Genomic DNA, 26,844 nt, shown 5'->3' on the forward strand with positions numbered 1-26,844 from the left:
CGCAGGGGCAAGGTTACAGACGGGGTTCGACTCGCATCCGCTGAGGATTGCTCGGCACGGGCGGACGACCGTAACGATCATCACCGGCACCGCCAAACGGTTGATCATCCTCAGGCTCTTCGGCGCGGACGGCGGCTTTGGTGGCAGCCTCACGCTCCTTGCGGGCGTTGGAGGCGCGTTCGATGGGGAAACGGATCGCCACCAGCACCAGATAGAGGCCGAATGCGATCATGCCGTACATGAACAGATCGGAAATTGCCCGCCAGGCGTTGTTGCCGACCTTGAACAGCAGGTCTAGCGCGGTAATGGCGACGGCCGGTGCGACTTTGTCCTTCACCGGGTCGATGATGGTCGGGCTGAACAGCAGCACGACCATCAGCAGCCGCAGCGGCTCACGCAGCCAACGCCACATCCAGCGGGTCAAGCGCATCCACACCAACAGGCAGCCCAAAGCGGCGAAGGCGTAGAGGCCCCAAGCGATCAGATAGTCGTTCTCGGTCATGGTGTCCATGGCAAGGCAGGCAAAGAGGCGCTTATGATAACGGCTTTTCGCCCGTCAGGCTGCATCAATGCCTGACTGTTGAGCGCTATCCATGTGGGAGCGGGCTTGCTCGCGAATGCGGTGGGTCAGTCGATATCAATGTTGAATGACAAACTGCCTTCGCGAGCAAGCCCGCTCCCACAGGTTGCCAAGCCCCTATTTCGTACACTGTTCGAGAACCCTTCATGCCCCTATCCGCCAACACTTGCGACGCTCCGATTGCCCACAAGGCTGATGGCTCCGATCCGTATGCCTGGCTGCAAGAGCGCGACACCGATGCAGTGCTCGACTATCTGAAAGCCGAAAACAGCTATCAGGAGGCGCAAACCGCCGACCAGGCCGGGCTGCGCGAGACCCTGTTCGAGGAGATCAAGGGACGAATTCTCGAGACCGACCTGTCCCTGCCCTCGCCCTGGGGGCCGTATCTGTACTACACCCGCACCACCGCAGGCGATGAGTATGCCCGGCACTACCGCTGCCCGCGTCCGGCCGATGACAGCCTGACCCTCGACGAAAGCCGCGAGCAACTGCTGCTGGACCCCAACGAACTGGCCAATGGCGGTTTCTTTTCCCTGGGAGCGTTCAGCGTCAGCCCGGACCATCAGCGCCTTGCCTACAGTATCGACTCCAGTGGCGACGAGATTTACACGCTGTTCGTGAAGGAATTGTCCGACGGTCGCGTCAGCGAACTGGAATTCCAGGACTGTGACGGCAGCATGACCTGGGCCAATGACAGCCTGACGCTGTTCTTTGGCGAGCTGGACGACACCCATCGCCCACACAAGCTGTATCGCTATCGACTGGACGGTACGGCGGCCGAAGAAGTGTTCCATGAGCCGGACGGTCGCTTCTTCATGCATTGCTACCGTTCAAGCTCCGAGCAGCAACTGCTGCTGTCCGTGGGCAGCAAGACCACCAGCGAAGTCTGGGTCCTCGATGCCTCCCGGCCTCAGCAGGCATTTACCTGCCTGGCGCCACGGGTTGAGGATCATGAGTACGACGTGGATCACGGCGCACTGGACGGGCAATGGACCTGGTTCATCCGCACCAACCGCGACGGCATCAATTTCGCCTTGTACACGGCCGTCGATACCGGCGCCGTGCCCACCGAAGCCGACTGGCAGAACCTGATCCCCCATAGCGACACGGTGATGATCGACGGCATCAGCCTGAACACCGGGGCCATGACCCTCAGCCTGCGGCTCGGCGGTTTGCCGGTCATTGAAGTACACCCGCAAGGCCTGGCGCCTTATCGCGTGCAACTGCCGGACGCGGCCTACAGCCTGCACGTGCAAAACAGCCTGGAGTTCGAAAGCGAGCGGATTCGACTGCGCTACGAAGCGTTGAACCGTCCGGCGCAAATCCGCCAGCTTGAACTGGCGACCGGCGAACAGAAAGTCCTCAAGCAAACCCCGGTGCTCGGCCCGTTCGACGCCGACGCCTACATCAGCCAGCGCCTGTGGGCCACTGCGCCGGACGGCACGCAAGTGCCTATCAGCCTGGTGATCAAACGGACAGACCTCGGCAAACCGGTGCCGCTGTACCTCTACGGTTATGGCGCCTATGGCGAAAGCCTCGACCCATGGTTTTCCCATGCGCGACTGAGCCTGCTGGATCGCGGCATGGCGTTTGCCATTGCCCACGTGCGTGGCGGCGGCGAACTGGGGGAAGCCTGGTATCGCGCCGGCAAGCAGGAGCACAAGCACAATACCTTCAGCGACTTTATCGCCTGCGCCGAACACCTGATCGCCCAAGGCTTCACCACTGCACCGCAGTTGGCAATCAGCGGCGGCAGCGCCGGCGGCTTGCTGATCGGCGCGGTACTCAATCAACGGCCGCAGCTGTTTGGCGCCGCTATCGCCGAAGTGCCGTTCGTCGACGTCCTCAACACCATGCTCGACCCTGATCTGCCATTGACGGTGACGGAATACGACGAATGGGGCAACCCTGAAGAGCCGGACGTTTATGATCGGATCAAGGCCTACGCCCCGTACGAAAACGTCACCGCGCAAGCTTATCCGGCGACCCTGGTGATCGCCGGTTACAACGACAGCCGCGTGCAGTATTGGGAAGCAGCCAAGTGGGTGGCGAAACTGCGCGCGACCAAGACCGACAGCAATCCGCTACTGCTCAAGACCGAACTGGGTGCCGGGCATGGCGGGATGAGCGGGCGATATCAGGGATTGCGTGACGTAGCTCTCGAATATGCATTTTTATTCAAGGTATTGGGTATAGCCTGAGGAACCTGGGCCGATGAACCGGTCTTAATTGCGGACACTGGTAGCCGATACAACACCTGTGGGAGCGGGCTTGCTCGCGAAGGCGGTGTGTCAGTCAACATCTCTACTGAATGTTGCGCCCCCTTCGCGAGCAAGCCCGCTCCCACAGGGGATTTGCGGTGAATTCAAATTCGAGTCAGCAACACACAAAAAGACCGTGACGACATGTCTGAATCAACCTTTCTGAACAACGAAATTCGCGACTGGCTGATGGATTGCGGCCTGTTCAATCAACTGTTGCCGGCGGACTTCGTCGCGGCCTCGGGCTACTTCAGTATCAGCACCATTGCCCAGGGCGAGGAGATCTTCCAGGAGGGCGATGCCGGCAGCTTCATGTGCATCATCCATACCGGTCAGGTGGCGGTGCAGAAAACCACCGCTGACGGGCAACGAGTCACCATCGCCACGTTGCGCAGCGGCCGATCGTTCGGGGAAATGGCCGTACTCGACGGCGAACGGCGCTCGGCCAGTTGCGTGGCCGCCAGCAACTGCCAGTTGCTCAACCTGGGCAAGGACTCGCTGGAAAAGATGCTCAACGATGCACCGAAAATCGCCGCCAAGATCATCCGTGCCCTCGCCGTCTCCCTGTCCAAACGCCTGCGCATGGCCGACGGTCAACTGCTTTCGCAGCAGGTTTAGCCACCCGGTGATTTGACTTTCGGCGGGTTCGGTTCGATTCCCGGCACGGGCTGATCCTTGGTTGGCGGGCTGGGCATTTCAATCGGCACCAACGGCGGCCCGCTACTGCCGGGGCCGACTTTCGGCAACGGCGCCGGGCTGATTTGCGGGTAAGGCGTGGGCGTGGCGGTGCCGGGCGAACCGGGTATCGGCGCGGGGCTGACGGGAATCGTTTGCAACTGTTGGGCCTGCGCTGCAGTTATCGAGAGCGCGGCCAGGGCAATGACCGTTAGAATGGTGCGCTTCATCAATGGCTCCGTTGGCCTTGTCGTCATGAACAGGCTACTCCCAACTGCGTCTGTTTGCCCTCCCGAGTTCTGCCAATTTTATTCAAGTGAGCCCCATGAAACGTTTCGTTCTGCTGGACACCACCCCCATTCCTGAAAACGGCGGTGCCCTGTGCCTGTTCGAATATGGCGAGGATTTCGTCATCAAGATCCAGGGTGGCGACGGCGGACAATTGATGAACACGCGCATGCACGGCTCCGAAGATGCCTTGGCCGAGATCCCCTGCCGCAAAGTCGCTGGCCGAGCGAATTCACGGGTGCTGATCGGCGGCCTGGGTATGGGATTCACCCTTGCCTCGGCGCTCAAGCACTTGGGCAAGACCGCCGAAGTGGTGGTCGCCGAGTTGGTCCCCGGTGTGGTTGAGTGGAACCGTGGACCGCTGGGCGAAAAGGCTGGCAACCCGCTACTCGACCCGCGCACGGTGATTCGCATGGAAGACGTGGCCAAGGTCCTGCAAGCAGAACCCCAGGGCTTCGATGCCATCATGCTCGATGTCGACAACGGCCCCGAAGGCCTGACCCAGAAGGCCAACAGCTGGCTGTACTCCGCCGCCGGCCTGAACGCCTGCGCCAGGGCCATGCGCCCCAAAGGCGTGCTGGCGGTCTGGTCAGCCAGCGCCGATCGGCAATTTTCCGACAAACTGAAGAAAGCCGGGTTCAAGGCCGAGGAAGTGCAGGTCTTCGCCCACGGCAACAAGGGCACCCGCCACACCATCTGGATTGCCGAGAAGCTCAAGGGCTAGGCTAAACTTCACCCTATAACCGTCATCAGTCTTTCTACAAAGGTGAACCCATGAGTTCGTCCACCCCGACCAACACCTCCAAGCTGGATCGCATCCTCGCCGACAACCAGCGCGACAAGGAAATGGGCTACCGCGACAAGGCCCTGAAGATGTACCCGCACGTCTGTGGCCGCTGCGCCCGTGAGTTCTCTGGCAAGCGCCTGAGCGAACTGACCGTGCACCACCGCGACCACAACCACGACAACAACCCGCAGGACGGCTCGAACTGGGAGCTGTTGTGCCTGTACTGCCACGACAACGAACACTCGCGCTATACCGACCAGCAGTATTTCGGCGAAGGCTCGCTGAGCACGCCGAAAATCGCCAAGGCCACGCACAACCCCTTTGCGGCGTTGGCTGGCCTCATGAAAAAAGAAGACTGATATCTTCAGCGCTTGAACTGGCCCCTTCGCGAGCAAGCCCGCTCCCACATTGGTTTTGTGTACGACGCAGATCAAATGTGGGAGCGGGCTTGCTCGCGAAGGCGGCCTCAGCTACACCGCCAATCTCCGAACTGACCACTGCCGCCCAATCCCCGTATAATCGCGCTTTTTTCCCGAAAGGCACCCCGCTCGTGGCAGACAAACGGTACAGCTGCATTGGTTTGTATAACCCCAAGTCACCGGAGAACGTCGGTTCGGTGATGCGCGCCGCTGGCTGTTATGGCGTGGCGTCGGTGTTCTACACCGGCAAGCGCTATGAGCGCGCCGCCGACTTCGTCACCGATACCAAGCGCGTGCACTACGACATCCCGCTGATCGGCATCGATGACCTGAAGAAAATCCTGCCGCTCAATTGTGTACCCGTCGCCGTTGAGCTGGTTGAGGGTGCCCGCCCTCTGCCGGAATACACCCACCCGGATCGCGCGCTCTACATCTTCGGTCCGGAAGACGGCTCGCTGGATAAGGAGATTCGCGACTGGTGCGAAGACGTGGTCTACATTCCGACCACCGGTTGCATGAACCTGGCCGCCACGGTCAACGTCGTGCTCTACGACCGCATGTCCAAGGGGCTCAATACCCGCTCCGGACCAAAATTCCGCTGAATCGCCGCACATTCGATTGAACGAGCTGCCCGCCCCGGCGGTCAGCTTGACTAACGATCACTGAAGCCTGGAGACAGACCATGAGCGAACTCAAACGCGTCGAGCGTATCGAATCCACCCCCTTCCAGAGCCCTTCCGAACAGAACGTGCAGGGCTGGGAACGCATCGGCTCCCTGGCCGGCGGTGTGGTGATGGTGGGCAAGGGCCTGCGTCGTGGCGGGATCTTCGGCCTGATCCAGGTGGCCATCGGCGGCGTTGCCCTGGCGCGCGGCATTACCGGCCACAGTTCGGCGAAAAGCCTGCTGGAGAAAAGCCGTCAGGACATGAACAACGTGCGGGCGAAAATCCAGCGCGCCGGTGAGGAACTGAGCCAGTTGAAGGCCAATGCCGAGGCGGCGACCAAAACTGCAACCGTGACGGGTAATGATTCCTTGAAGTCGCCGAAAGCCGGGGTTTGATCCGGATCGTTCGGTGAGGCTGATAGACCTGTCGCGAGCAGGCTCGCTCCCACAGGGTTTTGCGTCAGGGTTCGAGGCCGATGGGGAAAAACTCTCCACCGCTCCACACGCCTAACCAACGCTGGCCGTCGATCTCTCGGCTCACCGCCAGTTCTACCAGTTGATAGAACACATTGCGATGGATCAAGGCTTCAAGATTGCTGCGCACGTGTACGTAAGGGGCTGGCTCCTGCGTGTCGGGATCGATCACTACGCGCAGCGGATGCCCGGCACCGGCCTCGGTGGTTTCATCGACGTTGGTGGTAAAGCGCAGCACCTGCGCCTCGCCCTCGCCTTCCATGTCCACCGCAATCGCCACGAACGGCGCATCGTCGACTTTGATGCCGACTTTTTCCACCGGGGTAATCAGGAAATAATCATCGCCGTCGCGGCGAATGATGGTGGAGAACAGCTTGACCATCGGCTTGCGCCCGATCGGTGTGCCCAGGTAATACCAGGTGCCGTCCCGGGCGATGCGCATATCGATGTCGCCGCAGAAATCGGGATTCCACAGGTGCACCGGCGGCAAGCCTTTGGTCTTGGGGATCTGCCCCAGCAAGTCGTTGGCTTTTTGCGGGCCACTCATGGCGTTCTCCTTGAAGTTACTGGTCGCTGAGCCCCAGCAGGCCGCGCGCATATTGCTCCAGCGGCGGGCCCATCAGGTCTTCGGGTTTTTTATCGTGGAACGTCAGTAAACCGCCACGACTCTTGATGGTCGCAGTATCAATCAAATACTGGGTGCTGGTCTCGATCAACATGATCTGAATCATACCGCTGTCGATGCCGAGGCGATCCAGGGCTTCCTGATCCAGCCATTCGTCCGAGTTGCCGATACGGTCGTCCGACTTGGCGAATCGGGTGTAGAGCAGATAGTGCGCACCGGCGGCACGGGCTTCGCCCATGGCCTGGTCGAGGCCTTCCGGCGTGCGGGCACGGCGGACCATCGGGAAGTATTCGACGAAGCCATCGAACGCGACTTCGGCAATCACGTTGGGCCGTGGATAAACGGCGCTGCCCGGCGGCATGAAAGCGCCCTGGGCGATGTAGACGAACGAATCCGGTTGAATGCGCAGGTTGTTTACGCGACGGCTGTCACTGTGATCGAGCAGCCCCGCATCGCTCATATGGTAGCGAGTCCCTTCGGCCATATCGCTGACGTTCATGCAGCCACCAAGTGCCAAAACGGCCAGCAGCAAAACCAGGCTACGCATCCTATCCTCCAGAGGCCGGTGTCGGAAAACCGGCGAATGGCCGTAGGATGCAGCTTTTGCGCCAGCTCAAGTTGATCGTGCCTGATCAAACGCAATCGCGGACAAGCCACGCTCCCACAGGGTTTACGCACAACCTTGTGGGAGCGTGGCTTGCCCGCGATGAGGCCGGATCAGCCGCCGATAATCTTCATGACGGTCGCGCCGCCGGAGAACGCCACTTCCTGCTTGTCCCCCAAGGCTTTCACCAAGAGTCTCTGCAAGCCCGGCAACGCCTGGTGGCGCGGTTTGTCCAGCAGGTCGCCGATGTAATGGCGATTGCTCGACGACAGACAGCCATGCAACCACCCGGTGGAAGACAAGCGCAGTCGCGAGCAGGTCCGGCAGAACGGCACACTTTCGTTGGCGATCACGCCGAAGTAACCCTGGCCGGGAATTTCATAACGAACCGCCGTTGCATCGACCGGGGCATCGGCCTGCAGATATTCATAGCGCTCGCCAATCAGGCTCAGCAATTGCTGGAGGCTGACGAACTGCTGCAAAAACGCATTGGAATCGTTGGCCAGGTGGCCCATGCGCATCAGCTCGATGAAGCGCAGTTCATAACCGCGCTCCAGGCAGTAGTCGAGCAGCGGCATCACTTGATCAAGGTTCTGCCCGCGCAGCGGCACCATGTTGACCTTGATCTTCATGCCGGCCGCACTGGCCTCGCTCATGCCGTTTAGCACGGTGGCCAGGTCGCCGCCCCGGGCAATGCCGCGGAACGCACTGGCGTCGAGCGTGTCGAGGGAAACGTTGAGGCGCCGAATGCCGGCGTTCACCAGCAGCGGCAGTTTCTTCGCCAGCAACTGGCCATTGGTGGTCAGGCTGATGTCTTCCAGGCCCATCTGCCCGACCGCTGTCATGAAGGCTTCGAGTTTGGGGCTGACCAGCGGCTCGCCGCCAGTAATGCGCAGACGTTCGATCCCCGCCGCTTCAATCAGATAAGCCACGCCGCGCGCCATCGCTTCGGCCGACAATTCATCCTGCGCAGCCACCAGCCGCTTGCCGTTGGGCACGCAGTAGGTACAGGCGTAATTGCAGGCAGAGGTCAGACTGATTCGCAAGTTGCGAAAACGCCTGCCTTGACGGTCAACGATCATGGTCACTCCGGCGGAAGAATATCGGGCCGCTAAAACTTGACTCAGAAATCAAGTTTTAGCAAGTCCTCTACCTGAGTATATTCCTGCGGTACTGCGCCAAGTAGCGAAATCATGGCGCAATAAGGCAACTGAATGGCTCAGCTACCGGAAGTGTCGGTATCGCGCTTGCGTTTGTTGCCCATGCGCACGCCGATGTCCATCAGGAACTGGAAGAAACCTTCCTGATCTTCCAGCACATTGCTCCAGAACGGCGAGTGATACAGCGCGACGGCGCCGTGCACCAGCGCCCAGGACGCGCAGTAGTGGAAGTAAGGTGGCACGTCTTCCAGCTTGCCTTCGCTGATCCGGCCCTTGATCAGCAGGGTCAGGCGTTCGAAGTTCGAGGCACGGATCTTGTGCAGCTCCTCGATCATCTCCGGCACCTGGTTGCCCTTGACCACTTTCTCTTCGAGGCGGTCGAACAGGCGATAGCGTTGTGGATCGCGCATGCGGAATTCGAAGTAGGCCCGGGACAGGGCTTCCTTGTCCTTGTCGACATCGGCCGAATGCAGCAGTGCGTTCAAATCGCGCTCGTAGTCGAGCATCAGGCGCAGATAGATTTCCGCCTTGGATTTGAAATGCTTGTAGATCGTGCCTTTGCCAATACCGACGGCATCAGCAATCATCTCGACGGTGACACTGTCTTCACCTTGTTCGAGGAACAGCTTTAGCGCGGTATCGAGAATTTCCTGCTCGCGGCGACGAAACTCACGGACCTTACGAGGTTCTTTATGCATAAGAAAAGGTCTGTCGGGGTCAAAATTCGAAGCCGCGTATTATGCCTAACTTACGCAAAAATGCACGGATCATCCGACCATATCTGCGCTTTCCGGTCATTCCGCGCACGATTGCCGGTTGATGAGAACTCTTCCGAAGCGCACGTATTCCAAATTTGTTTAAAAACCCGGGCCGGCAAACTGGACTAGGCGCAATCCTGATCAATACTTGAACTGTCGGCGGGGCATCTCCCCCAAGTGTCACGCCGATATTGGTACCAACGGACCGCGTGCCATTGTTTTACTCCTAATGGTCTTAACCCGGATTCACCCCCCAGAACCCGGGTTTTTTTTGCCTGCGATTTAACCTTGTGGGAGCGAGCCTGCTCGCGAAAGCGGCTTCGAACCTAAACTGATTTCACATGCGCCAGCGGGAACAACCGCTTGAAGTTCTCAGTGGTCTGCTCGGCAAACCGCTCGTAGGGTTCACCGCGCAACATTGCCAGAAATTCCGCTACTTCACGCACGTACTGCGGCAGGTTTGGCTTGCCGCGATGGGGAATCGGCGCCAGGTAGGGCGAATCGGTCTCCACCAGCAAGCGGTCGGCCGGCACTTTGCTGGCCACATCGCGCAACGCATCGGCATTGCGAAAAGTGACAATTCCGGACAAGGAAATGTAATAACCCATGTCCAGCGCAGCCTTCGCCATTTCCCAGTCTTCGGTAAAGCAGTGCAGTACGCCCGCCTGGGACAGTGCCGCTTCGCGCAACAAGTCCAGGGTATCGGTGCGGGCCCCACGGGTGTGGATGATCACCGGTTTGCCGGTCTGCTGCGCCGCTTGCAGGTGCAGGCGAAAAGACTCCTGCTGCAACTGCGCCGCTTCCGGCTCGTAGTGGTAATCGAGGCCGGTTTCGCCGATGGCGACCACACGCGGGTGATTGAGCTCCTGCAACAGCCAGTCCAGTGCTGGCGCGGCACCGGGCTGTACATCCAGAGGGTGCACGCCCACCGAGCAGTCGACGTCGTCATAACGTTCGGCCAGGGCTTTGACGTCGGCCGCGTTGTCCGCGCTGACACCGATACACAGAAAGTGCCCTACCCCGCGCTGCCGGGCGGCATCCAGGGCAGCATCCAGGGAGCCGTCGTGGGCGGCCAGGTCGAGGCGATCGAGGTGACAATGGGAATCTACGAGCATAAAGGGCTGCAACTTACATCGAATGGGTGGGACGGTCGGGTGTACTGATAGATTCTAGGCCCAGGCCGTCATCTTTGGGCAGGCAACGACGCCCATTGCACCAGCAAGGCCTCCAGCAGCAAGGCCGGATTGAGGTTGGCCTTGCTCAAGACTTTCTGTCGCTGGGCGAGAATCCAGTCCTGGATATCGAGGACTTTGCCCTGGGCGCTTTTCTGCGCCAGGTATTGCACGACCTTGCGCATGTCGGTCAGGCCGAGGCCAGCTTCGTCCTGGGTCAACTGATAGCGCAGGATCAGGCTCGACCAGTCGCAGAACCAATCGAACAGGCGCAACATCGGAATGTTTTTCCATTCTTCGGCCAGTTGCGTCGGCGACTGCTGTTGCTTGAGGAGCTTCTTCACCCCTTCCACGACTTGCATGCGCTGTTCACGTACGCCTTGGGCCTGGAGATTGACCGCCGCCAGTGGCGAACCGGCGGCCAGCGTCAGCAACTCGACGCGCTCCTCTTCGGAACATTCCGGCAATGCCTGGGCCAGCCACTTCAAGCTCATGGCTTCGCCCGGCAGCGGACAGGCCTGCTGCACGCAGCGACTCTTGATGGTGGGCAGCAAGCGGCTCGGCTGATGGCTGACCAGCAACAAAACCGTATCGCCGGACGGCTCTTCAAGGCTCTTGAGCAAGGCGTTGGCGGCGTTGATGTTCATCGACTCGACCGGCTCGATCAGCACCACTTTGCGCCCGCCCAACTGCGCGGTCTGCACCACGAAACCGACCAGATCGCGAACCTGATCGACCTTGATCGCCTTGTCGGCTTCTTCCGGTTCAAGGATGTAGTTATCCGGGTGGCTGCCAGCCTTTAGCAGCAGACAGGACTTGCATTCGCCGCAGGCCTCCAGCGCCGTCGGGCGCTGGCACAGCAAGCTGGCCATCAGGCGCTCGGCCAGTGCCCGCTTGCCGATCCCGGCCGGGCCATGCAGCAGGTAGGCGTGCGCATGCTGCGCGCGACCCGCCAGGTGCTGCCAGAGGTTTTCCTGCCACGGATAGGCCTCAGCCACGGCTCAACTCCAGCAGGCGCGGCAACAATGCATCCAGCGATTGCTGAACCTGTGCCAAGGGTTGGGCCGCATCGACCAGCACATAACGCGCCGGATCCGCCTTGGCCCGCTTGAGGAACGCATGGCGTACGGCATCGAAAAAAGTCCGGCCTTCGAGTTCGAAGCGATCCAGGCGGCCACGTGCGCTGGCGCGGGCCAGACCCACCTCGACAGGCAGATCGAAAATCAGTGTCAGGTCCGGGCGCAGATCGCCTTGAACGAAGGTTTCCAGAGCCGCGATGCGCTCAAGCGACAAGCCACGGCCGCCGCCTTGGTAGGCGTAAGTCGAATCGGTAAAACGATCACACAAGACCACGGCACCGCGGGCCAGCGCCGGGCGAATCACTTCAGCCAGGTGCTGGGCACGCGCCGCGAAAACCAACAGCAACTCGGTATCCGGGTTCATGACTTCGTCGACGGGAGCCAACAACACCTCACGGATGCGCTCGGCCAACGGCGTGCCCCCCGGCTCGCGGGTCAGCACCACCTCGATGCCGGCGGCACGCAAGCGCTCGGCCAGGTATTCTCGATTGGTGCTCTTGCCGGCGCCTTCCGGGCCTTCCAGAGTAATAAACAAGCCAGTCACAGGCAGTCCTTAGTCAGAGTCATTGCGGGCTTTTCGGTGCGTTGGCATCGGGTTCCGGTGCTTCAGGAGCTGGCGCAGGATCTTGCGCCGGCACTTGCGGCAGCGCCTCGGGAGCCGTGTTTGGTGAGGCGGCCGGGATCGGTGCCAGCTCCTGCGAAGCCCTGGCCTCCTGCGTACCGTTTTGCTCAGCCTCGGTCGGCGCTGTCTCTGGCGTGGCAGTGGGCGCCGGGCTGGAGCGGTAATCGGCGCGACGCTTGAGCTGGAACTCCTTCACGGCATTGTTGTGGGCATCCAGGTCGTCGGAAAACACGTGAGTGCCATCACCACGCGCCACAAAGTAGAGGCTGTTGCCCTCCACCGGATTGAGCGCCGCATGGATGGCTTCGCGACCGACCATGGAAATCGGCGTCGGCGGCAGGCCCGCATTCATGTAGGTGTTATAGGGCGTCGATTCCTTGAGGTGAGCCCGGGTCAGCTTACCGCTGTAGCGGTCGCCGAGGCCGTAGATCACCGTCGGGTCGGTCTGCAGCAGCATGCCCATCGCCATGCGTCGCACAAACACGCCGGCAATCTGCCCGCGCTCCTGCGGCACGCCGGTTTCCTTTTCCACCAGCGAAGCCATGATCAGCGCCTGGTAGGGCTCGGTGTACGGCACATCGGAAGAGCGCTGCTGCCACTCCTTGGCGAGCACTTCGTCGAGGCGGTCGTAGGCGGTTTTCAGCAGTTCGATATCGGACATGCCGCGCACGTAACGATAGGTGTCAGGGAAGAAGCGCCCTTCCGGAAAAATCCCGGTGTGGCCCAGCTTGTCCATGACCTGGCTATCGCTCAAACCGTCGAGGCTATGATCGAGCTTCTCTTCCTTGGCCAGCGCTGCGCGAACCTGGCGGAAATTCCAGCCTTCGACCAGGGTCAGGCTGTACTGAACCATTTCCCCGCGCTTCCACAGGTCGATCAGGCCTTCGACGGTCATGCCCGGCTGCATGCGATACTCACCGCTGTGCAGGGGTTGTTTGCCGAGATTGAAGCGCCAATACACGCGCAGCCAGAAGGCGTCCTTGATGACACCATTGGCTTCGAGTCGGTAGAAGGTGCGGGTCGGCGTGGTGCCCTTGGGCACATCCAGCAATTGTTCCTGGGCAATGTTCAGTGGCTGTACCAGCGCCGAATGAATTTTCCAGGCTGAAGCACCCATCAGCAGCCCTGCCAGAACCACTCCGGTTTCCAGCAGCAGCACGAGTTTACGTCTCACGTATCAAGCATCCAGTAGCACACGGGCAATGGTTTGGAGTTTACGGGTGAGCGGCCCAACCGGCCAGTGAAGAGCAGCATAGGCACGCACCGGCCAGATACCATACACGCTGTTGCAGACAAAGACTTCGTCAGCCCATTGCAGCTGTTCGAGGGGGATATCGGTGATTTGCGTGGGAATTCCCAGCGACCCGGCCTGAAACAATAGTTCGGCACGCATCACGCCGGCCACGCCGCAGCGCTTGAGGTCAGCCGTGATGAGCACACCGTCACGCACCAGGAACAAATTGCTGAACACGCCTTCGATCACGCGCCCGGCCTGATCGAGCATCAAGCCTTCGGCATGCTCGGTGTCCTGCCATTCGGCACGGGCGAGGACTTGTTCAAGTCGATTCAGGTGCTTGAGGCCGGCCAGTAATGGCTGCCTGGACAATCGGGTGGCGCAAGGAAACAGACGAACACCCTGCTCGCCATGCGCGGCAGCATAAGCCGCAGGCGGATTGCCTTGCAGAATGCGTCGAGCCTGGGCCGAAGGATCGGGCGCGTAACCGCGCAGACCGTCGCCGCGGGTGAGAATGAGCTTGAGCACCCCGTCACCCAGTAGCGCTGCGTAGGCCAGCAGTTCGCTGCGGATCAATTCCTGATCGGCAGCAAGCGCCAGACGCGAGCAGCCATCCGCCAGACGCGACAGATGCCGCTCCAGCAATACGAGCTTGCCGTTGCGCACGGCGATGGTCTCGAACAGACCATCGCCATAAGCCAGGCCGCGATCCTTCAGCGACAAAGCGTCAGCCGGCTGACCGTCGACCCAGCAGTCCATCAGCCTGCGAACCGGCGGAACACCAGCGAGCCGTTGGTGCCGCCAAAACCGAAGGAGTTGGACACGACCACATCGATATCCATGTTGCGCGCGGTGTGCGGCACGAAATCGAGGTCGCAGCCTTCGTCCGGCTCATCAAGGTTGATGGTCGGCGGCGCCACCTGGCTGTTGATCGCCAGCACGCTGAAGATCGCCTCGACCGCGCCCGCCGCACCCAGCAGGTGGCCGGTCATGGACTTGGTGGAACTGACGGCCAGCTTGTAGGCATGCTCGCCGAACACCGACTTGATCGCATTGACTTCAGCGAGATCGCCGGCGGGAGTCGAGGTGCCGTGGGCGTTGATGTACTGCACTTGATCGCCATTGATCTTCGCATCGCGTAGCGCATTGGTGATGCAGCGCGCAGCACCCGCGCCATCGGCTGGCGGCGAGGTCATGTGGTAGGCATCGCCACTGGTACCGAAGCCGATCAGTTCGGCGTATATGGTCGCACCACGGGCCTTGGCATGTTCCAGCTCTTCCAGAACCAGAGCACCGGCACCATTGGACAGCACGAAGCCGTCGCGGCCCTTGTCCCATGGACGGCTGGCGCGGGTCGGCTCGTCATTGCGGGTCGACAGCGCGCGCGAGGCACCGAAGCCGCCCATGCCCAGGCCGCAGGCCGCCATCTCGGCGCCGCCGGCAATCATCACGTCGGCTTCGTCGTACATGATGTTGCGGGCTGCCATGCCAATGCAGTGGGTACCGGTGGTACAGGCCGTGGCGATGGCGTAGTTAGGTCCCTGTGCCCCCAGATGGATCGACAGGAAGCCGGAAATCATATTGATGATCGAGCCTGGCACAAAGAACGGGGAAATCCGTCGTGGACCGGTCTCGTGCAGGGTGCGGCTGGTTTCTTCGATATTGGTCAGTCCACCAATACCCGAGCCCATGGCCACGCCGATACGCTCACGGTTGGCGTCGGTGACTTCCAGACCGGCGTTGCGCACCGCCTGAAAACCTGCGGCCAGACCGTATTGAATGAACAGGTCGAGCTTGCGGGCTTCTTTGACCGACAGGTATTCCTCGACATTGAAGTCCTTTACCGAGCCGCCAAAACGGGTGGAATAGGCAGAAAGGTCGGTGTGTTCGATCAGACCAATGCCACTGCGGCCAGCCAGAATGCCCTGCCAGCTGCTCGGCACATCCGTGCCCAGTGGCGACAACATACCCATACCGGTGACTACGACGCGTCTACGCGACACAGCACTCTCCTTTTTTCAAATGACGACTTTGCATCAGGCCTAAAGAAAAAACCGCACGCCATGATGGCAGTGCGGTTTTTCCATGACAGCGAGCAACGATTACAAACTATTACGCCTGGTGGCTAGTAACGTAGTCGATTGCAGCTTGTACAGTAGTGATCTTCTCGGCTTCTTCGTCAGGGATTTCGGTCTCGAATTCCTCTTCCAGAGCCATCACCAGCTCAACGGTGTCAAGGGAGTCGGCACCCAGGTCTTCAACGAAGGAAGCAGTGTTGACCACTTCTTCTTCTTTAACGCCCAGTTGCTCAGCAACGATTTTCTTGACGCGCTCTTCGATGGTGCTCATACCTTGTTTTCACTCCTAATGGACAAATTCAGGCAGCTGGCCAGTGGGTAAGTGTATAGAAATGCTTTTCAGCTTTTCAACTGAAAGCTTCACTCCTCGAACCCGGTGACCCTCTGCCTATAAATAGATTGCAGCTTTATAACGGATTTTAGACAGCTCGTATGACATTTTTTTGAAGCAATCCGTCACATTTGAATTACATGTACATCCCGCCGTTCACCGGGATTGTAGCTCCGGTAACGTAAGCCGCACCGTCCGACGCAAGAAAAGCGACCACGGACGCGATCTCTTGAGCTTGCCCCAGACGACCCAGCGGAATCTGCGTCTGCAAGGCTTCACGCTGCGCCTCGGGCAGTTCACGGGTCATATCGGTATCGATGAACCCTGGGGCCACCGAGTTTACCGTAATCGCACGCGAACCGACTTCACGCGCCAATGCACGGCTAAAACCTTCCAGACCGGCCTTGGCGGCAGCGTAGTTTACTTGGCCTGCGTTGCCCATGGCACCCACAACCGAACCAATACTGATAATTCGGCCCCAACGGGCTTTGGTCATGCCACGCAAAACGCCCTTGGACAGGCGGAACAGACTGTTCAGATTGGTATCGACAACGTCGTGCCACTCGTCGTCTTTCATGCGCATCATCAGGTTATCGCGGGTGATACCGGCATTGTTGACCAGGATCGCCGGCGCACCGAACTGCTCCTGGATGCTCGCCAGGACCGCCGCCACGGACTCGTCACTGGTGACATTGAGTTCCAGGCCGGTGCCCTGAATACCGTTTTCCTTCAGGGTCGCGGCAATACGCTCGGCACCCGACGCGGAAGTCGCGGTACCGACAACGATGGCGCCCTGACGACCCAGTTCCAGGGCGATAGCCTGGCCGATGCCACGGCTTGCACCGGTGACCAGTGCAACTTTACCTTGCAGACTCATGCAAGCTTCTCCTGATTCAGGCCAACGCTGCACGGGCGGCAGCGAAAGCGTCTGGGGTATTGAGGTTGGATGTCGATACGCCTTCGGCGCAACGCTTGTTCAGGCCGGCCAGCACTTTGCCCGGGCCGCATTCGACCAATTGGGTCGCGCCCTTGATGGCCAGCGCCTGGACCGATTCAACCCAGCGTACGGGCTTGTACAGCTGTTCGAGCAGATCACGCTTGAGGGTTTCCAGATCGGCCGGCACTTCGGCGCTGACGTTCTGGACCACAGGAATCTGTGGCGCCTGCCAGTTGATTGCGGCGATCGATTCGGCGAAACGCTCGGCAGCCGGACGCATCAGCTCGCAGTGGGACGGCACGCTGACCGGCAGCGGCATGGCGCGCTTGGCACCACGCGCCTTGCAGCCTTCGATGGCACGCTCAACGGCGGCCTTGGCTCCGGCGATAACCACCTGGCCAGGGGAGTTGAAATTCACCGCGCTGACCACTTCGCCTTGTGCCGCTTCGGCACAGGCGGCCAGTACATCGGCATCGTCCAGGCCGAGGATGGCAGCCATGCCGCCCTGCCCGGCCGGAACGGCTTCCTGCATCAGTTGGCCACGACGCTCGACGAGCTTCACCGCGTCGCCCAGGCTCAGGCTGCCCGCTGCCACCAGCGCGCTGTATTCACCCAGGCTGTGCCCGGCGACGTAGGCCGGACGAGCACCACCTTCGGCCAGCCACAGACGCCACAGGGCGATCGAGGCAGTCAGAATGGCCGGTTGGGTTTTATCGGTTTGATTGAGTTGCTCTTCCGGCCCTTGCTGGGTCAGTGCCCACAGGTCGTAACCCAGTGCATCGGAAGCTTCTTTGAATGTTTCAAGGACAACCGGGTGTTGTGCGCCCAACTCGGCCAGCATGCCGAGGGACTGCGAACCCTGTCCCGGGAAGACGAATGCGAGGGAAGCAGACATGTAACAAGCCCCTAATGATCTTGTCGTCGGAGAATTGGCGCCCCGCTTTGGGGACGCAAGAAACTGACAGTTGGATGGCCCATCGAACCAAGCGGTCACATTTAAGCATTGTCCGACGAAAACGCCTAAAGCAACAAATCCTCCAGACGACCGTGCAGGCGCTCGGGAAGATTTTCCTGAATCTCGATCATGGCGCGCGAAATGGCGCTTTGGAAACCCTGGACCCCGGCAGAACCGTGGCTCTTCACCACAATCCCCTGCAAGCCGAGAAAGCTCGCGCCGTTATGCCGGGCAGGCGCCAGTTCGGCCTGCAGACGCTTCATCAACGGCAGCGCCAGCGCGCCGACCGCACGTGAGGCCAGGTTCTTCTTGAACAACGCCTCGATGCGCCCGGCAATCATGGTCGCCAGGCCTTCGCTGGATTTGAGCAGGATGTTGCCGACAAAACCGTCACACACCACCACATCCGCTTCGCCACGGTACAAACCGTCGCCCTCGATAAAGCCGATGTAATTGATGCCCCGGGCGCCTTGCAACAAAGTCGCCGCCAGCTTGACCTGCTGATTGCCCTTGATGTCTTCGGTGCCGATGTTCAGCAACGCCACCCGTGGACGGCTAATACCCAGAGTTTCCGCCGCCACCGAGCCCATGACCGCAAACTGCAACAGATGCTCGGCACTGCAATCGACGTTGGCGCCCAGGTCGAGCAATTGGCAGTAACCCTTTTGCGTCGGGATCGCCGCCACCATGGCCGGACGGTCAATGCCCGGCAGGGTCTTGAGCACGAATCGCGACAACGCCATCAACGCCCCGGTATTGCCGGCACTGACACAGGCCTGGACTTTGCCGTCGCGCAGCAGTTCAAGGGCCACGCGCATCGATGAGTCGGGCTTGCCTCGCAAGGCCTGGGCGGGTTTTTCGTCCATGCCGATGACTTCGCTCGCCGGAGCAATCGACAGGCGCGCGCGATCCACAGCCGAATGGCCAGCGATCAATTCTTCAAGAAGGGAGGGTTGACCGACGAGGGTCAGGTGCAGCGAGGGTGTAGCGGACAGGCAAGCAAGACTGGCCTGGACAATGCTGCGGGGACCGAAGTCCCCGCCCATTGCGTCAATCGCGATGACTTGAGCGGACAAGTGATTACTCGTCAGCGCCCTTGTCGATCACTTTACGGCCACGGTATACGCCTTCTGGCGATACGTGGTGACGCAGGTGAACTTCACCGGTGGTTTTTTCTACAGACAGGGTGCTAGCCTCGAGAGCGTCGTGCGAACGGCGCATGTCACGGGCAGAGCGGGATTTTTTGTTCTGCTGAACAGCCATAATTGATTAACTCCTAAACGTTTGGGTCACGCTTTAACTGCGCCAATACACTGAACGGGTTGGACCGCGTTACCTCGTCCTCGCTCGGTTCGGGCTCATCTGCTCCCGCCGGCTGCTGGCATTCTTCCGGATGATGAGCAGGCACAATGGGCAAGGCGAGCAGAAGCTCCTCCTCGATCAGTGACTGCAGATCCAAAGGATCTTCGCCCAGTTCCAGCACGTCATAACCTTTCGGCAACGACTGGGTATTCGCACCCTCCTTCACCACAGCGTAACTGCATTCGCTATGGATCGGCAGGGTGACCAGCTCAAGACAACGCTGGCAAACCATTTTGACTTCAGTGTCGATAAAGCTGTGGATGACCACAGATTTACGTTCATCTCGTTCAAAAACGAATTTAGCCTGCACCGTACCGACATTGTCGGAAAGCGGGTCGCAGAGTCTCTCCAAATCGGCCAGCAGCATTTCACCTTGAAGGGTGGTGCCACGATCAGCCAATTTGCGCGGGTCAACGTGAGGTGGAATCGGGTCATTCAACATAGGCGCAGCATTATAGGGATGCACCCGCCCATGTCAAAGGAAATTCAGCCCTGTCCGTCACTTGGAAGCCTCGCTAGAATTCGCACCTGCCTTATGGAGATGCGCATGCTGCCTTTATTACTCGCTTCCGGCTCGGTCTATCGCCGGGAATTGCTGGCCCGCCTGCAACTGCCATTCACCTGCAGTTCACCGGATATCGACGAAAGCCATCGCCCGGGTGAATCCGCTATCTCGCTGGTCAAGCGCCTTGCCGAAGAGAAAGCGCGCGCCCTGGCCGCCAGCCATACCGCTCATCTGATAATCGGCTCCGACCAGGTTGCCGTACTGGGAGAGCGGATAATCGGCAAGCCCCACACCTTCGAAAAAGCCCGCGAACAACTGCTGGCCGCCAGCGGCGCCAGCGTGACATTCCTGACCGGCCTGGCCTTGCTCAACAGCCAGACAGGGCACTGCCAGGTCGATTGCGTGCCGTTCACCGTACACATGCGCACACTCGACGCGCCCCGCATCGAGCGCTACCTGCACGCCGAGCAACCCTACGATTGCGCGGGCAGCTTCAAGGCCGAAGGCCTGGGTGTCAGCCTGTTTCGCAGTACCGAGGGACCTGACGCCACCAGCCTGATCGGCCTGCCACTGATTCGTTTGATCGACATGTTGCTGGCCGAAGGCGTGCAAATACCCTGAAAGCAAAAAGATCGCAGCCTTCGGCAGCTGTGTAGGAGCTGCCGAAGGCTGCGATCTTTTGATCTTTGAAACGGCCTAGCGCAACGACGGACCGTTAAACCCCATCCACATCGCCAAATGCTCAGCCACGCTGGCACCGAGCTTTTTCGAGAAGCGATCGAATGGCGACTCCTGAACGGTAAAGTCCACCAGCTCTTTCTCGCCGATCACATCCCGCGCAACCGAACTGGCATTGCCCAGTCCATCGATCAACCCCAGTGGCAGCGCCTGCTCGCCGGACCAGACCAGGCCGGAGAACAGCTCCGGATGCTCCTTGTCCTTCAGGCGATCGCCCCGCCCTTGCTTGACGCTGTTGATGAACTGCTTGTGGGTCGTATCGAGCACACCCTGCCAGAAAGCGGTTTCTTCCGGCTTCTGCGGCTGGAACGGATCGAGGAACGACTTGTGTTCGCCCGAAGTGTAAGTGCGACGCTCGACACCCAGTTTCTCCATGGTGCCGACAAAGCCGTAGCCGGCCGCCGTCACACCGATGGAGCCGACCAGGCTCGCCTTGTCGGCGTAGATCTGATCCGCCGCGCTGGCGATGTAGTAAGCACCGGAAGCCCCCAGATCGGAAATGACCGCATAGAGCTTGATGTCCGGGTGCAGGCCGCGCAGGCGACGGATCTCGTCATAGACATAACCCGACTGCACCGGACTGCCGCCCGGGCTGTTGATGCGCAGGATGACGCCCTTGACCTTCCTGTCCTCGAAAGCCGCACGCAAGCTACCAACGATATTGTCTGCGCTGGCCGACTCCTTGTCGGCAATCACCCCCCTCACATCGATCAGCGCCGTGTAATTGGCACTGAGGGTAGCGGCCTTTTCCATATCCATCAGCGGCGAAAACAGAGCAACAACGCCGAAAAGATACACAAAAGTCAGCGACTTGAAGAATATCCCCCAGCGACGGGACCGACGCTGCTCCTGCACACTGGCCAGCAGCGTCTTCTCCAGCAGCTTCCAGCTTTTGTCGTCACTGCTCTCTGCACTCGCCTTGGCGGGCGCTTTCCATTCGTCGGCCATGCCGTCCACCCCAAAAACAACCGGTTAAGCCTGCTGACTCAGCCAGGCGTGCAATTCTGAAAAACGGTCGATGGCCAGTCGCGGCTCATACAGCTTCAACGCATCGATCGATTGAGCACCATAGCTTACGGCCACCGACCCCATGCAGGCGTTACGTGCCATCTGCAAATCAAAGGACGAATCACCGACCATCAATGCCTGATCCGGGCGAACCTCGCAATGGGCGAGAATCTGCTCAAGCATCAGCGGATGGGGCTTGCTGGCGGTCTCGTCGGCGGCACGAGTAATGTCGAAGTAATCCTCCCAGCCATGGGCCTTCAACACCCGATCCAGCCCGCGGCGGGCCTTGCCGGTCGCCACAGCCAGATGATAACCCTCGGCACGAAATGCCTCGAGCGACTCGACCACGCCCTCGAACAACGGCGAAGGCACGGCCTCCGACGCAATGTAATGTTCAGCATAGTGCTCGCGGAACCCGATCAACTCTGCGTCGCCGATTTCGGGATACAGGGTGCGGATCGCTTCCGGCAACCCCAGGCCGATAATGCCCTTGACGGCAAAATCGTCGCGCGGCTCAAAACCGGAGCGCCGGGAGGCAACATGCATCGCCTCGACAATCCGGCCAATGGAATCGGCCAGCGTGCCGTCCCAATCGAAGATCAGCAGCTTGTAATCAGATGGGCGCACTCAATCGCTCCACAGTCTTGGCCCACATCTCGTCGACCGGCGCCTGCAACTTCAGCTCGCCGCCATCAGGCAGCGGCACGGTCAGCATGTAGGCATGCAGGAACAGGCGCTTGCCGCCCAGATCGCGGATTTCCTTGCTGAAACCTTCGTCGCCGTACTTGGTGTCGCCTGCGATGCAGTGCCCGGCGTGCAAGGTATGCACGCGGATCTGGTGAGTCCGGCCGGTAATCGGCTTGGCTTCGATCAGGGTGGCAAAGTCGCCGAAGCGGCGCAGGACCTTGAACACAGTCACGGATTCCTTGCCCTCCTCCTCGTCGACCTCGACCATGCGCTCGCCGGAGCGCAGATTGCTCTTGCCCAGCGATGCACGGACCTGCTTGATCGAGCTCGCCCAGTTACCGCGGACCAGCGCCATGTAGCGCTTGTCGACACCATCACCGCGCAGCGCGGTATGCAGGTGACGCAACATGCTGCGCTTCTTGGCGATCATCAACAGGCCGGACGTGTCACGGTCGAGACGGTGAACCAGTTCGAGCTCCTTGCAATCGGGACGCAACTGACGAAAGGCTTCGATCACCCCGAACGTCAGGCCGCTACCGCCGTGAACCGCAATGCCGGCGGGCTTGTTGATCACGATCAGGGCCTTGTCTTCGAAGACAATCGAGGCTTCGAGCCGCTGCAGCAGGCCTTGTGCCAGTGGCACCGGCTCGTCGCGTTCAGGCACGCGAACCGGCGGCACGCGCACGATATCGCCCGCCTGCAGCTTGTACTCGGGCTTGATCCGACCTTTGTTCACGCGCACTTCGCCCTTACGCAAAATGCGGTAAATCAAGGTCTTGGGCACGCCTTTGAGTCGGGCGAGAAGGAAATTATCAATACGTTGGCCGGCATATTCCGGCGAGACCTCAAGCAGTTGTACGCCTGGAGTCGGGGGGGTAGTCGTCGTCATGCCGCGGATGATAACAATTTTTTATGGAATTGAAGCACTTAATCATTGCTGCTATAGTCGCGAACGCCGCCAAAAGCGGCCTGGACAGCGGACCAACGGTCAAAAACCGGCCCTGACCAACGCAATTCACCAGGACGCGAGGCCGTCCTACGGGGCTTTCGCTACGTAACGGTGGAGTTTGCAGGTGTAACGAGCGCAGGTGACATGAGGCCTGAATCACGCCACAAAGCAGAGTTTTCCACTCGTTTTGCGAGCCATATTCACGGCCAGTTCACAAAGTGCAGTCAGCTGCGAATGACCCCGAGCGAAGGCATCGGAAACAACGCCTAAATTAGCCATGATGCGTGACCTCCCCTTTCGGAGCTCACGGTAAATGCCAACCCGCTGCGGATTCTGCGCGCGGCAGCACCCGAATTATCAGGGATACGTGTAGGGTGGAGATGCACAACCGCCGGACTGTGTAGCAACAGGCTTTCTCCAGACGCTTCATCTCGTCCACAGCCGCTGGTTGATTCCTCCTCCTGACTGAGTGCTTAAGTAGCCACAGCAAGCAGGACGCGTACGTCGCGATGAAGGCCCACATTGGCCGGACTTCGCTGGACACGGGAAATGGCCAACCACTCCCGACGCACCTGACACCGACCGTGAGAAGTCGTGTGTGCCGAACGCCGTTTCCGGCAGCCCGGAAACCGACGGTACTACATGAAAAGAATGCTGATTAACGCAACTCAACCCGAAGAGTTGCGTGTTGCACTGGTAGATGGCCAGCGCCTCTACGACCTGGACATCGAATCCGGTGCACGCGAGCAGAAGAAGGCCAACATCTATAAAGGCCGGATTACTCGCATCGAACCAAGCCTCGAGGCTGCCTTTGTCGATTTCGGCTCTGAGCGCCACGGCTTCCTGCCCCTCAAAGAAATCTCCCGCGAATACTTCAAGAAAGCCCCGGAAGGTCGCGTCAACATCAAGGACGTCCTGAGCGAAGGCCAGGAAGTCATCGTTCAGGTCGAAAAAGAAGAACGTGGCAACAAGGGCGCCGCCCTGACCACTTTCATCAGCCTGGCCGGTCGTTACCTGGTGCTGATGCCGAACAACCCGCGTGCCGGCGGTATCTCCCGTCGCATCGAAGGCGAAGAGCGCAATGAACTGCGTGAAGCCCTGAACGGCCTGGTTGCCCCGGCCGACATGGGTCTGATCGTGCGCACTGCCGGCCTGGGCCGCAGCAGCGAAGAAATGCAGTGGGACCTCGACTACCTGCTGCAGCTCTGGACCGCCATCAAGGAAGCCTCGCTGGACCGCGCCGCGCCGTTCCTGATCTACCAGGAAAGCAACGTGATCATCCGCGCGATCCGCGACTACCTGCGCCAGGACATCGGCGAAGTGCTGATCGACAGCGTTGAAGCCCAGGACGAAGCCCTGACCTTCATCCGCCAGGTGATGCCGCAGTACGCCAGCAAGATCAAGCTCTACGAAGACAGCGTTCCGCTGTTCAACCGTTTCCAGATCGAAAGCCAGATCGAAACCGCTTTCCAGCGCGTCGTCGAACTGCCTTCCGGCGGCTCCATCGTGATCGATCCGACCGAAGCCCTGGTGTCCATCGACATCAACTCGGCGCGCGCCACCAAAGGCAGCGACATCGAAGAAACCGCGCTGCAGACCAACCTTGAAGCGGCCGAAGAAATCGCCCGTCAGTTGCGCCTGCGCGACATCGGCGGCCTGATCGTGATCGACTTCATCGACATGACCCCAGCCAAGAACCAGCGCGCCGTGGAAGAGAAAGTCCGCGAATGCCTGGAAGCCGACCGCGCTCGCGTGCAAGTCGGTCGCATCTCGCGCTTCGGCCTGCTGGAAATGTCCCGTCAGCGCCTGCGTCCGTCCCTGGGCGAAAGCAGCGGCATCGTCTGCCCGCGTTGCAACGGCACCGGCATCATCCGTGACGTTGAATCGCTGTCCCTGGCGATCCTGCGCCTGATCGAAGAAGAAGCCCTGAAAGACCGCACCGCCGAAGTTCGCGCACAAGTGCCGATCCCGGTGGCTGCATTCCTGCTCAACGAAAAACGCAACTCGATCACCAAGATCGAACTGCGCACCCGCGCCCGCATCGTCATCCTGCCGAACGATCACCTCGAGACGCCGCACTTCGAAGTGCAGCGCCTGCGTGATGACAGCCCGGAAGCGGCGACCAACCAGTCCAGCTACGAAATCGCCGCTGCCGCTGCCGAAGTCGAAGAAGTCCAGCCAGCCGCTGCGACCCGCACCCTGGTTCGCCAGGAAGCCGCGGTCAAGACCGCTCCGGCTCGCGCCAACGCTCCGGTTCCGACCGAAGTTGTCGCCCCGGCCCCGGCTCCGGCCGTCGTGCCTGAGCCAAGCCTGTTCAAAGGCCTGGTGAAGTCGCTGGTGAGTCTGTTCGCCACCAAGGAAGAGCCTGTCGCGCCGGTTGTGGTTGAAAAGCCAGCCGCCGAGCGTCCGGCCCGCAACGAAGAGCGTCGCAACGGTCGCCAGCAGAGCCGCAACCGTAACGGTCGCCGCGATGAAGAGCGCAAGCCTCGCGAAGAACGTGCACCGCGTGAAGAGCGCGCTCCGCGTGAAGAGCGTCAGCCACGCGAAGTGCGCGAGCCTCGCGAGAGCCGTGAAGAAACGCCGGCAGTCGCCCGCGAAGAACGCGCACCACGCGCGCCTCGTGAAGAACGTGCGCCCCGCGCTCCGCGTGAAGATCGCAAGCCTCGTGGCGAGCGTGAGGAACGCGTGCGTGAACTGCGCGAGCCTCTGGATGCCGCTCCGGCTGCTCCGGCCGCCGCCGCTACCGCAGAAGAGCGTCCAGCTCGCCAGCCACGTGAAGAGCGTGCTCCACGCCCACCGCGTGAAGAGCGTCAGCCTCGTGCCGAACAAGCCGCCGCCGCTGCCGAAGAAGAACTGACCACCAACGAAGAGCAACTGCAGGAAGAGGGTCAGGAAAACGCCGAAGGCGATCGTCCACGCCGTCGTTCCCGTGGCCAGCGTCGTCGCAGCAACCGTCGCGAGCGTCAGCGTGACGCCAACGGCAACGTGATCGAAGGCTCGGAAGAGTCCGAGTCCGGCGAAAGCGCTGAAGCGCCAAGCACTGCCGATCTGGCCGCCGGCCTGGCTGTCACTGCAGCCGTTGCCAGCAGCGTGATCAGCGCTCCAGCCGAAGCTGAAGCCAATGCGCAAGCCGAACGCGCCACTGCCGCGACCCTGGAAGCAGCTCCGGTTGAAGCGCCAGTCGTTGAAGCGACCACGCCGGTCGAAGTCACCGCCTCGCCGGAAATCGAAGTGGCGCCAGAAGCTCAGCCAGCCGTTGAAGCGGTTGCCGAGCCGGCTCCAGTGGTTGAAGCACCTGCCGCACCTGCAGAAGCTGTCGTCGAGACCGTGACTGAAACCGTTCGCGAAGTGCGTGAAGAGCAAACGGCGTTCAACTGGGTGGCCGAGCCAGCCGTCGCTGAAACACCAGCGCCTGCTGCCGAGACCCAAGTGGCCGAAGCCATGGTTTCCGAGCCGGTGGTTGCTGCAGCAGAACCGGCTCCGGCGCCGGTGGTTGAAGCGCCTGTCGTTGAAGCTCCGGTAATTGCCGAAGCGCCTGCGCCAGTCGTCGAGGCCGCTCCTGTCAGCGCCCTGACGCCAAGTGGCCGTGCGCCTAACGACCCGCGTGAAGTGCGTCGTCGCAAGCGCGAAGCCGAGCGTCTGCAAAAGGAAGCTGAACTGGCTGCCGCTGCGGCTCCGGTTGAAGCGGTTGAGGCAGTGCCTACCCCGGCCGCCGAAGTGGTTGCCGAGCCGGCTGAGTCGGTGATCCACGAAGCGCCGCGCTCCGTTCAGGACGCGGTAGAGCAACACGAGCAAGCCCTGGAAAAAGAGCACGAGACCAAACCTCTCGCCTGATTCCATCGGCCACTGAAAAGCCCCGCCTGGTGAACCCAGGCGGGGCTTTTTTATATCC

29 protein-coding genes are annotated in these 26,844 nt (G+C 60.5%); 8 read left to right on the forward strand and 21 right to left on the reverse strand.

What is annotated here, in order from left to right; genetic code table 11:
• Positions 1-13 precede the first annotated feature (13 nt).
• Positions 14-511: an MFS transporter gene (locus ACXX83_RS17490; protein ID WP_217836066.1), complete on the reverse strand. Its 498-nt coding sequence runs from the start codon at positions 509-511 to the stop codon at positions 14-16.
• A gap of 215 nt (positions 512-726) precedes the next feature.
• Between ACXX83_RS17490 and ACXX83_RS17495 the strand changes: the two genes are divergently transcribed.
• Both ACXX83_RS17495 and ACXX83_RS17500 read left to right on the forward strand, forming a co-directional pair.
• On the forward strand, positions 727-2,781 hold the full coding sequence (locus ACXX83_RS17495; protein ID WP_458549184.1) for a S9 family peptidase: 2,055 nt from the start codon (positions 727-729) through the stop codon (positions 2,779-2,781).
• A gap of 204 nt (positions 2,782-2,985) precedes the next feature.
• A complete protein-coding gene (locus ACXX83_RS17500; RefSeq protein ID WP_007972417.1) occupies positions 2,986-3,459 on the forward strand; it encodes a cyclic nucleotide-binding domain-containing protein in 474 nt (157 codons plus the stop codon).
• Here the strand turns inward: ACXX83_RS17500 and ACXX83_RS17505 are convergent.
• Positions 3,456-3,746: a hypothetical protein gene (locus ACXX83_RS17505; protein ID WP_104450506.1), complete on the reverse strand. Its 291-nt coding sequence runs from the start codon at positions 3,744-3,746 to the stop codon at positions 3,456-3,458. The two genes, ACXX83_RS17500 and ACXX83_RS17505, sit on opposite strands and share 4 nt — an antisense overlap.
• 95 nt (positions 3,747-3,841) lie before the next feature.
• Between ACXX83_RS17505 and ACXX83_RS17510 the strand changes: the two genes are divergently transcribed.
• The 4 genes from ACXX83_RS17510 (at position 3,842) to ACXX83_RS17525 (ending at position 6,070) form a co-directional block, all read left to right on the forward strand.
• The gene (locus tag ACXX83_RS17510; RefSeq protein ID WP_407799380.1) at positions 3,842-4,528 is read left to right on the forward strand and encodes a spermidine synthase; all 687 of its coding nucleotides are present in this window, start codon (positions 3,842-3,844) and stop codon (positions 4,526-4,528) included.
• Between the two features lie 50 nt (positions 4,529-4,578).
• Complete coding sequence (locus ACXX83_RS17515) at positions 4,579-4,950, forward strand: YajD family HNH nuclease (RefSeq protein WP_007944009.1); 372 nt, start codon at positions 4,579-4,581, stop codon at positions 4,948-4,950.
• A 191-nt stretch (positions 4,951-5,141) separates the two neighbouring features.
• Positions 5,142-5,612, forward strand: coding sequence for an RNA methyltransferase (locus tag ACXX83_RS17520; RefSeq protein WP_007993783.1), 471 nt, complete (start codon positions 5,142-5,144; stop codon positions 5,610-5,612).
• Between the two features lie 80 nt (positions 5,613-5,692).
• On the forward strand, positions 5,693-6,070 hold the full coding sequence (locus ACXX83_RS17525) for a YgaP family membrane protein (RefSeq protein WP_015096372.1): 378 nt from the start codon (positions 5,693-5,695) through the stop codon (positions 6,068-6,070).
• A 64-nt stretch (positions 6,071-6,134) separates the two neighbouring features.
• Here ACXX83_RS17525 and ACXX83_RS17530 read toward each other — a convergent pair whose 3' ends face one another.
• The 16 genes from ACXX83_RS17530 to ACXX83_RS17605 all read right to left on the reverse strand — a co-directional run bounded on the left by ACXX83_RS17530 (position 6,135) and on the right by ACXX83_RS17605 (position 19,507).
• Positions 6,135-6,695: a DUF1285 domain-containing protein gene (locus ACXX83_RS17530; RefSeq protein ID WP_458549185.1), complete on the reverse strand. Its 561-nt coding sequence runs from the start codon at positions 6,693-6,695 to the stop codon at positions 6,135-6,137.
• 16 nt (positions 6,696-6,711) lie between these two features.
• Complete coding sequence (locus ACXX83_RS17535; RefSeq protein ID WP_015096374.1) at positions 6,712-7,320, reverse strand: DUF4823 domain-containing protein; 609 nt, start codon at positions 7,318-7,320, stop codon at positions 6,712-6,714.
• 170 nt (positions 7,321-7,490) lie between these two features.
• Positions 7,491-8,459: a GTP 3',8-cyclase MoaA gene (locus tag ACXX83_RS17540; protein WP_015096375.1), complete on the reverse strand. Its 969-nt coding sequence runs from the start codon at positions 8,457-8,459 to the stop codon at positions 7,491-7,493.
• Positions 8,460-8,596: 137 nt separating this feature from the next.
• Positions 8,597-9,235, reverse strand: coding sequence for a TetR/AcrR family transcriptional regulator (locus ACXX83_RS17545; RefSeq protein ID WP_007977040.1), 639 nt, complete (start codon positions 9,233-9,235; stop codon positions 8,597-8,599).
• A gap of 386 nt (positions 9,236-9,621) precedes the next feature.
• Positions 9,622-10,410, reverse strand: coding sequence for a TatD family hydrolase (locus ACXX83_RS17550; protein WP_458549186.1), 789 nt, complete (start codon positions 10,408-10,410; stop codon positions 9,622-9,624).
• Between the two features lie 68 nt (positions 10,411-10,478).
• Complete coding sequence (locus tag ACXX83_RS17555; RefSeq protein ID WP_095963759.1) at positions 10,479-11,465, reverse strand: DNA polymerase III subunit delta'; 987 nt, start codon at positions 11,463-11,465, stop codon at positions 10,479-10,481.
• Positions 11,458-12,090 carry a dTMP kinase gene (gene tmk / locus ACXX83_RS17560; RefSeq protein ID WP_015096378.1) on the reverse strand — a complete coding sequence of 211 codons (633 nt, stop codon included), beginning with the start codon at positions 12,088-12,090 and terminating at the stop codon, positions 11,458-11,460. The genes ACXX83_RS17555 and tmk overlap by 8 nt, the downstream gene beginning before the upstream one ends.
• 19 nt (positions 12,091-12,109) lie before the next feature.
• On the reverse strand, positions 12,110-13,342 hold the full coding sequence (mltG, locus tag ACXX83_RS17565) for an endolytic transglycosylase MltG (RefSeq protein WP_217836071.1): 1,233 nt from the start codon (positions 13,340-13,342) through the stop codon (positions 12,110-12,112).
• A 3-nt stretch (positions 13,343-13,345) separates the two neighbouring features.
• Positions 13,346-14,161 carry an aminodeoxychorismate lyase gene (pabC, locus tag ACXX83_RS17570; RefSeq protein ID WP_126046969.1) on the reverse strand — a complete coding sequence of 272 codons (816 nt, stop codon included), beginning with the start codon at positions 14,159-14,161 and terminating at the stop codon, positions 13,346-13,348.
• Positions 14,161-15,405, reverse strand: coding sequence for a beta-ketoacyl-ACP synthase II (gene fabF / locus ACXX83_RS17575; RefSeq protein ID WP_015096381.1), 1,245 nt, complete (start codon positions 15,403-15,405; stop codon positions 14,161-14,163). Before fabF ends, pabC begins: the two co-directional genes overlap by 1 nt.
• 109 nt (positions 15,406-15,514) lie before the next feature.
• Positions 15,515-15,751, reverse strand: coding sequence for an acyl carrier protein (gene acpP, locus ACXX83_RS17580; protein ID WP_003175607.1), 237 nt, complete (start codon positions 15,749-15,751; stop codon positions 15,515-15,517).
• A 196-nt stretch (positions 15,752-15,947) separates the two neighbouring features.
• A complete protein-coding gene (gene fabG / locus ACXX83_RS17585; protein WP_007977052.1) occupies positions 15,948-16,688 on the reverse strand; it encodes a 3-oxoacyl-ACP reductase FabG in 741 nt (246 codons plus the stop codon).
• A gap of 16 nt (positions 16,689-16,704) precedes the next feature.
• Positions 16,705-17,643, reverse strand: a complete 939-nt coding sequence (gene fabD, locus ACXX83_RS17590; RefSeq protein WP_217836074.1) for an ACP S-malonyltransferase — start codon at positions 17,641-17,643, stop codon at positions 16,705-16,707.
• A 125-nt stretch (positions 17,644-17,768) separates the two neighbouring features.
• Positions 17,769-18,779, reverse strand: a complete 1,011-nt coding sequence (gene plsX, locus ACXX83_RS17595) for a phosphate acyltransferase PlsX (RefSeq protein WP_217836075.1) — start codon at positions 18,777-18,779, stop codon at positions 17,769-17,771.
• 4 nt (positions 18,780-18,783) lie between these two features.
• Positions 18,784-18,966 (reverse strand): 50S ribosomal protein L32, encoded by a 183-nt coding sequence (gene rpmF / locus ACXX83_RS17600; RefSeq protein ID WP_003179396.1) that lies wholly within the window; start codon positions 18,964-18,966, stop codon positions 18,784-18,786.
• Positions 18,967-18,979: 13 nt separating this feature from the next.
• Entirely contained in the window at positions 18,980-19,507 is a 528-nt protein-coding gene (locus tag ACXX83_RS17605) for a YceD family protein (RefSeq protein WP_007942001.1), read from the reverse strand.
• Between the two features lie 105 nt (positions 19,508-19,612).
• On the opposite strand from ACXX83_RS17605, the gene ACXX83_RS17610 reads away from it, so the two are divergent.
• Positions 19,613-20,191 carry a Maf family protein gene (locus ACXX83_RS17610; RefSeq protein WP_458549187.1) on the forward strand — a complete coding sequence of 193 codons (579 nt, stop codon included), beginning with the start codon at positions 19,613-19,615 and terminating at the stop codon, positions 20,189-20,191.
• A gap of 75 nt (positions 20,192-20,266) precedes the next feature.
• Here the strand turns inward: ACXX83_RS17610 and ACXX83_RS17615 are convergent, their stop codons facing one another.
• From ACXX83_RS17615 to rluC, 3 genes are read right to left on the reverse strand one after another with little or no spacing between them, the layout of a single operon-like run.
• Entirely contained in the window at positions 20,267-21,256 is a 990-nt protein-coding gene (locus tag ACXX83_RS17615; protein ID WP_458549188.1) for a S49 family peptidase, read from the reverse strand.
• Between the two features lie 24 nt (positions 21,257-21,280).
• The gene (locus tag ACXX83_RS17620) at positions 21,281-21,943 is read right to left on the reverse strand and encodes an HAD-IA family hydrolase (protein WP_458549189.1); all 663 of its coding nucleotides are present in this window, start codon (positions 21,941-21,943) and stop codon (positions 21,281-21,283) included.
• Positions 21,930-22,892, reverse strand: coding sequence for a 23S rRNA pseudouridine(955/2504/2580) synthase RluC (rluC, locus tag ACXX83_RS17625; protein WP_007977058.1), 963 nt, complete (start codon positions 22,890-22,892; stop codon positions 21,930-21,932). Before rluC ends, ACXX83_RS17620 begins: the two co-directional genes overlap by 14 nt.
• Before the next feature lie 702 nt (positions 22,893-23,594).
• On the opposite strand from rluC, the gene rne reads away from it, so the two are divergent.
• On the forward strand, positions 23,595-26,786 hold the full coding sequence (gene rne / locus ACXX83_RS17630; protein WP_458549190.1) for a ribonuclease E: 3,192 nt from the start codon (positions 23,595-23,597) through the stop codon (positions 26,784-26,786).
• The last annotated feature ends 58 nt before the right edge of the window (positions 26,787-26,844 follow it).

This window comes from Pseudomonas sp. GNP012 (assembly GCF_054343835.1).

Bases quoted from the DNA above. Each gene is read 5' to 3' on its own strand.
- ACXX83_RS17535 (WP_015096374.1), bottom strand. From the start codon at position 7,320: ATGCGTAGCCTGGTTTTGCTGCTGGCCGTTTTGGCACTTGGTGGCTGC.
- pabC (WP_126046969.1), bottom strand. From the start codon at position 14,161: ATGGACTGCTGGGTCGACGGTCAGCCGGCTGACGCTTTGTCGCTGAAG.
- ACXX83_RS17550 (WP_458549186.1), bottom strand. From the start codon at position 10,410: ATGCTCGTAGATTCCCATTGTCACCTCGATCGCCTCGACCTGGCCGCC.
- ACXX83_RS17610 (WP_458549187.1), top strand. From the start codon at position 19,613: ATGCTGCCTTTATTACTCGCTTCCGGCTCGGTCTATCGCCGGGAATTG.
- ACXX83_RS17505 (WP_104450506.1), bottom strand. From the start codon at position 3,746: ATGAAGCGCACCATTCTAACGGTCATTGCCCTGGCCGCGCTCTCGATA.
- ACXX83_RS17605 (WP_007942001.1), bottom strand. From the start codon at position 19,507: ATGTTGAATGACCCGATTCCACCTCACGTTGACCCGCGCAAATTGGCT.
- rluC (WP_007977058.1), bottom strand. From the start codon at position 22,892: ATGACGACGACTACCCCCCCGACTCCAGGCGTACAACTGCTTGAGGTC.
- ACXX83_RS17495 (WP_458549184.1), top strand. From the start codon at position 727: ATGCCCCTATCCGCCAACACTTGCGACGCTCCGATTGCCCACAAGGCT.
- fabG (WP_007977052.1), bottom strand. From the start codon at position 16,688: ATGAGTCTGCAAGGTAAAGTTGCACTGGTCACCGGTGCAAGCCGTGGC.
- ACXX83_RS17525 (WP_015096372.1), top strand. From the start codon at position 5,693: ATGAGCGAACTCAAACGCGTCGAGCGTATCGAATCCACCCCCTTCCAG.
- ACXX83_RS17500 (WP_007972417.1), top strand. From the start codon at position 2,986: ATGTCTGAATCAACCTTTCTGAACAACGAAATTCGCGACTGGCTGATG.
- ACXX83_RS17490 (WP_217836066.1), bottom strand. From the start codon at position 511: ATGGACACCATGACCGAGAACGACTATCTGATCGCTTGGGGCCTCTAC.
- ACXX83_RS17530 (WP_458549185.1), bottom strand. From the start codon at position 6,695: ATGAGTGGCCCGCAAAAAGCCAACGACTTGCTGGGGCAGATCCCCAAG.
- ACXX83_RS17615 (WP_458549188.1), bottom strand. From the start codon at position 21,256: ATGGCCGACGAATGGAAAGCGCCCGCCAAGGCGAGTGCAGAGAGCAGT.
- fabD (WP_217836074.1), bottom strand. From the start codon at position 17,643: ATGTCTGCTTCCCTCGCATTCGTCTTCCCGGGACAGGGTTCGCAGTCC.
- acpP (WP_003175607.1), bottom strand. From the start codon at position 15,751: ATGAGCACCATCGAAGAGCGCGTCAAGAAAATCGTTGCTGAGCAACTG.
- ACXX83_RS17540 (WP_015096375.1), bottom strand. From the start codon at position 8,459: ATGATCGTTGACCGTCAAGGCAGGCGTTTTCGCAACTTGCGAATCAGT.
- rpmF (WP_003179396.1), bottom strand. From the start codon at position 18,966: ATGGCTGTTCAGCAGAACAAAAAATCCCGCTCTGCCCGTGACATGCGC.
- ACXX83_RS17510 (WP_407799380.1), top strand. From the start codon at position 3,842: ATGAAACGTTTCGTTCTGCTGGACACCACCCCCATTCCTGAAAACGGC.
- rne (WP_458549190.1), top strand. From the start codon at position 23,595: ATGAAAAGAATGCTGATTAACGCAACTCAACCCGAAGAGTTGCGTGTT.
- ACXX83_RS17545 (WP_007977040.1), bottom strand. From the start codon at position 9,235: ATGCATAAAGAACCTCGTAAGGTCCGTGAGTTTCGTCGCCGCGAGCAG.
- ACXX83_RS17515 (WP_007944009.1), top strand. From the start codon at position 4,579: ATGAGTTCGTCCACCCCGACCAACACCTCCAAGCTGGATCGCATCCTC.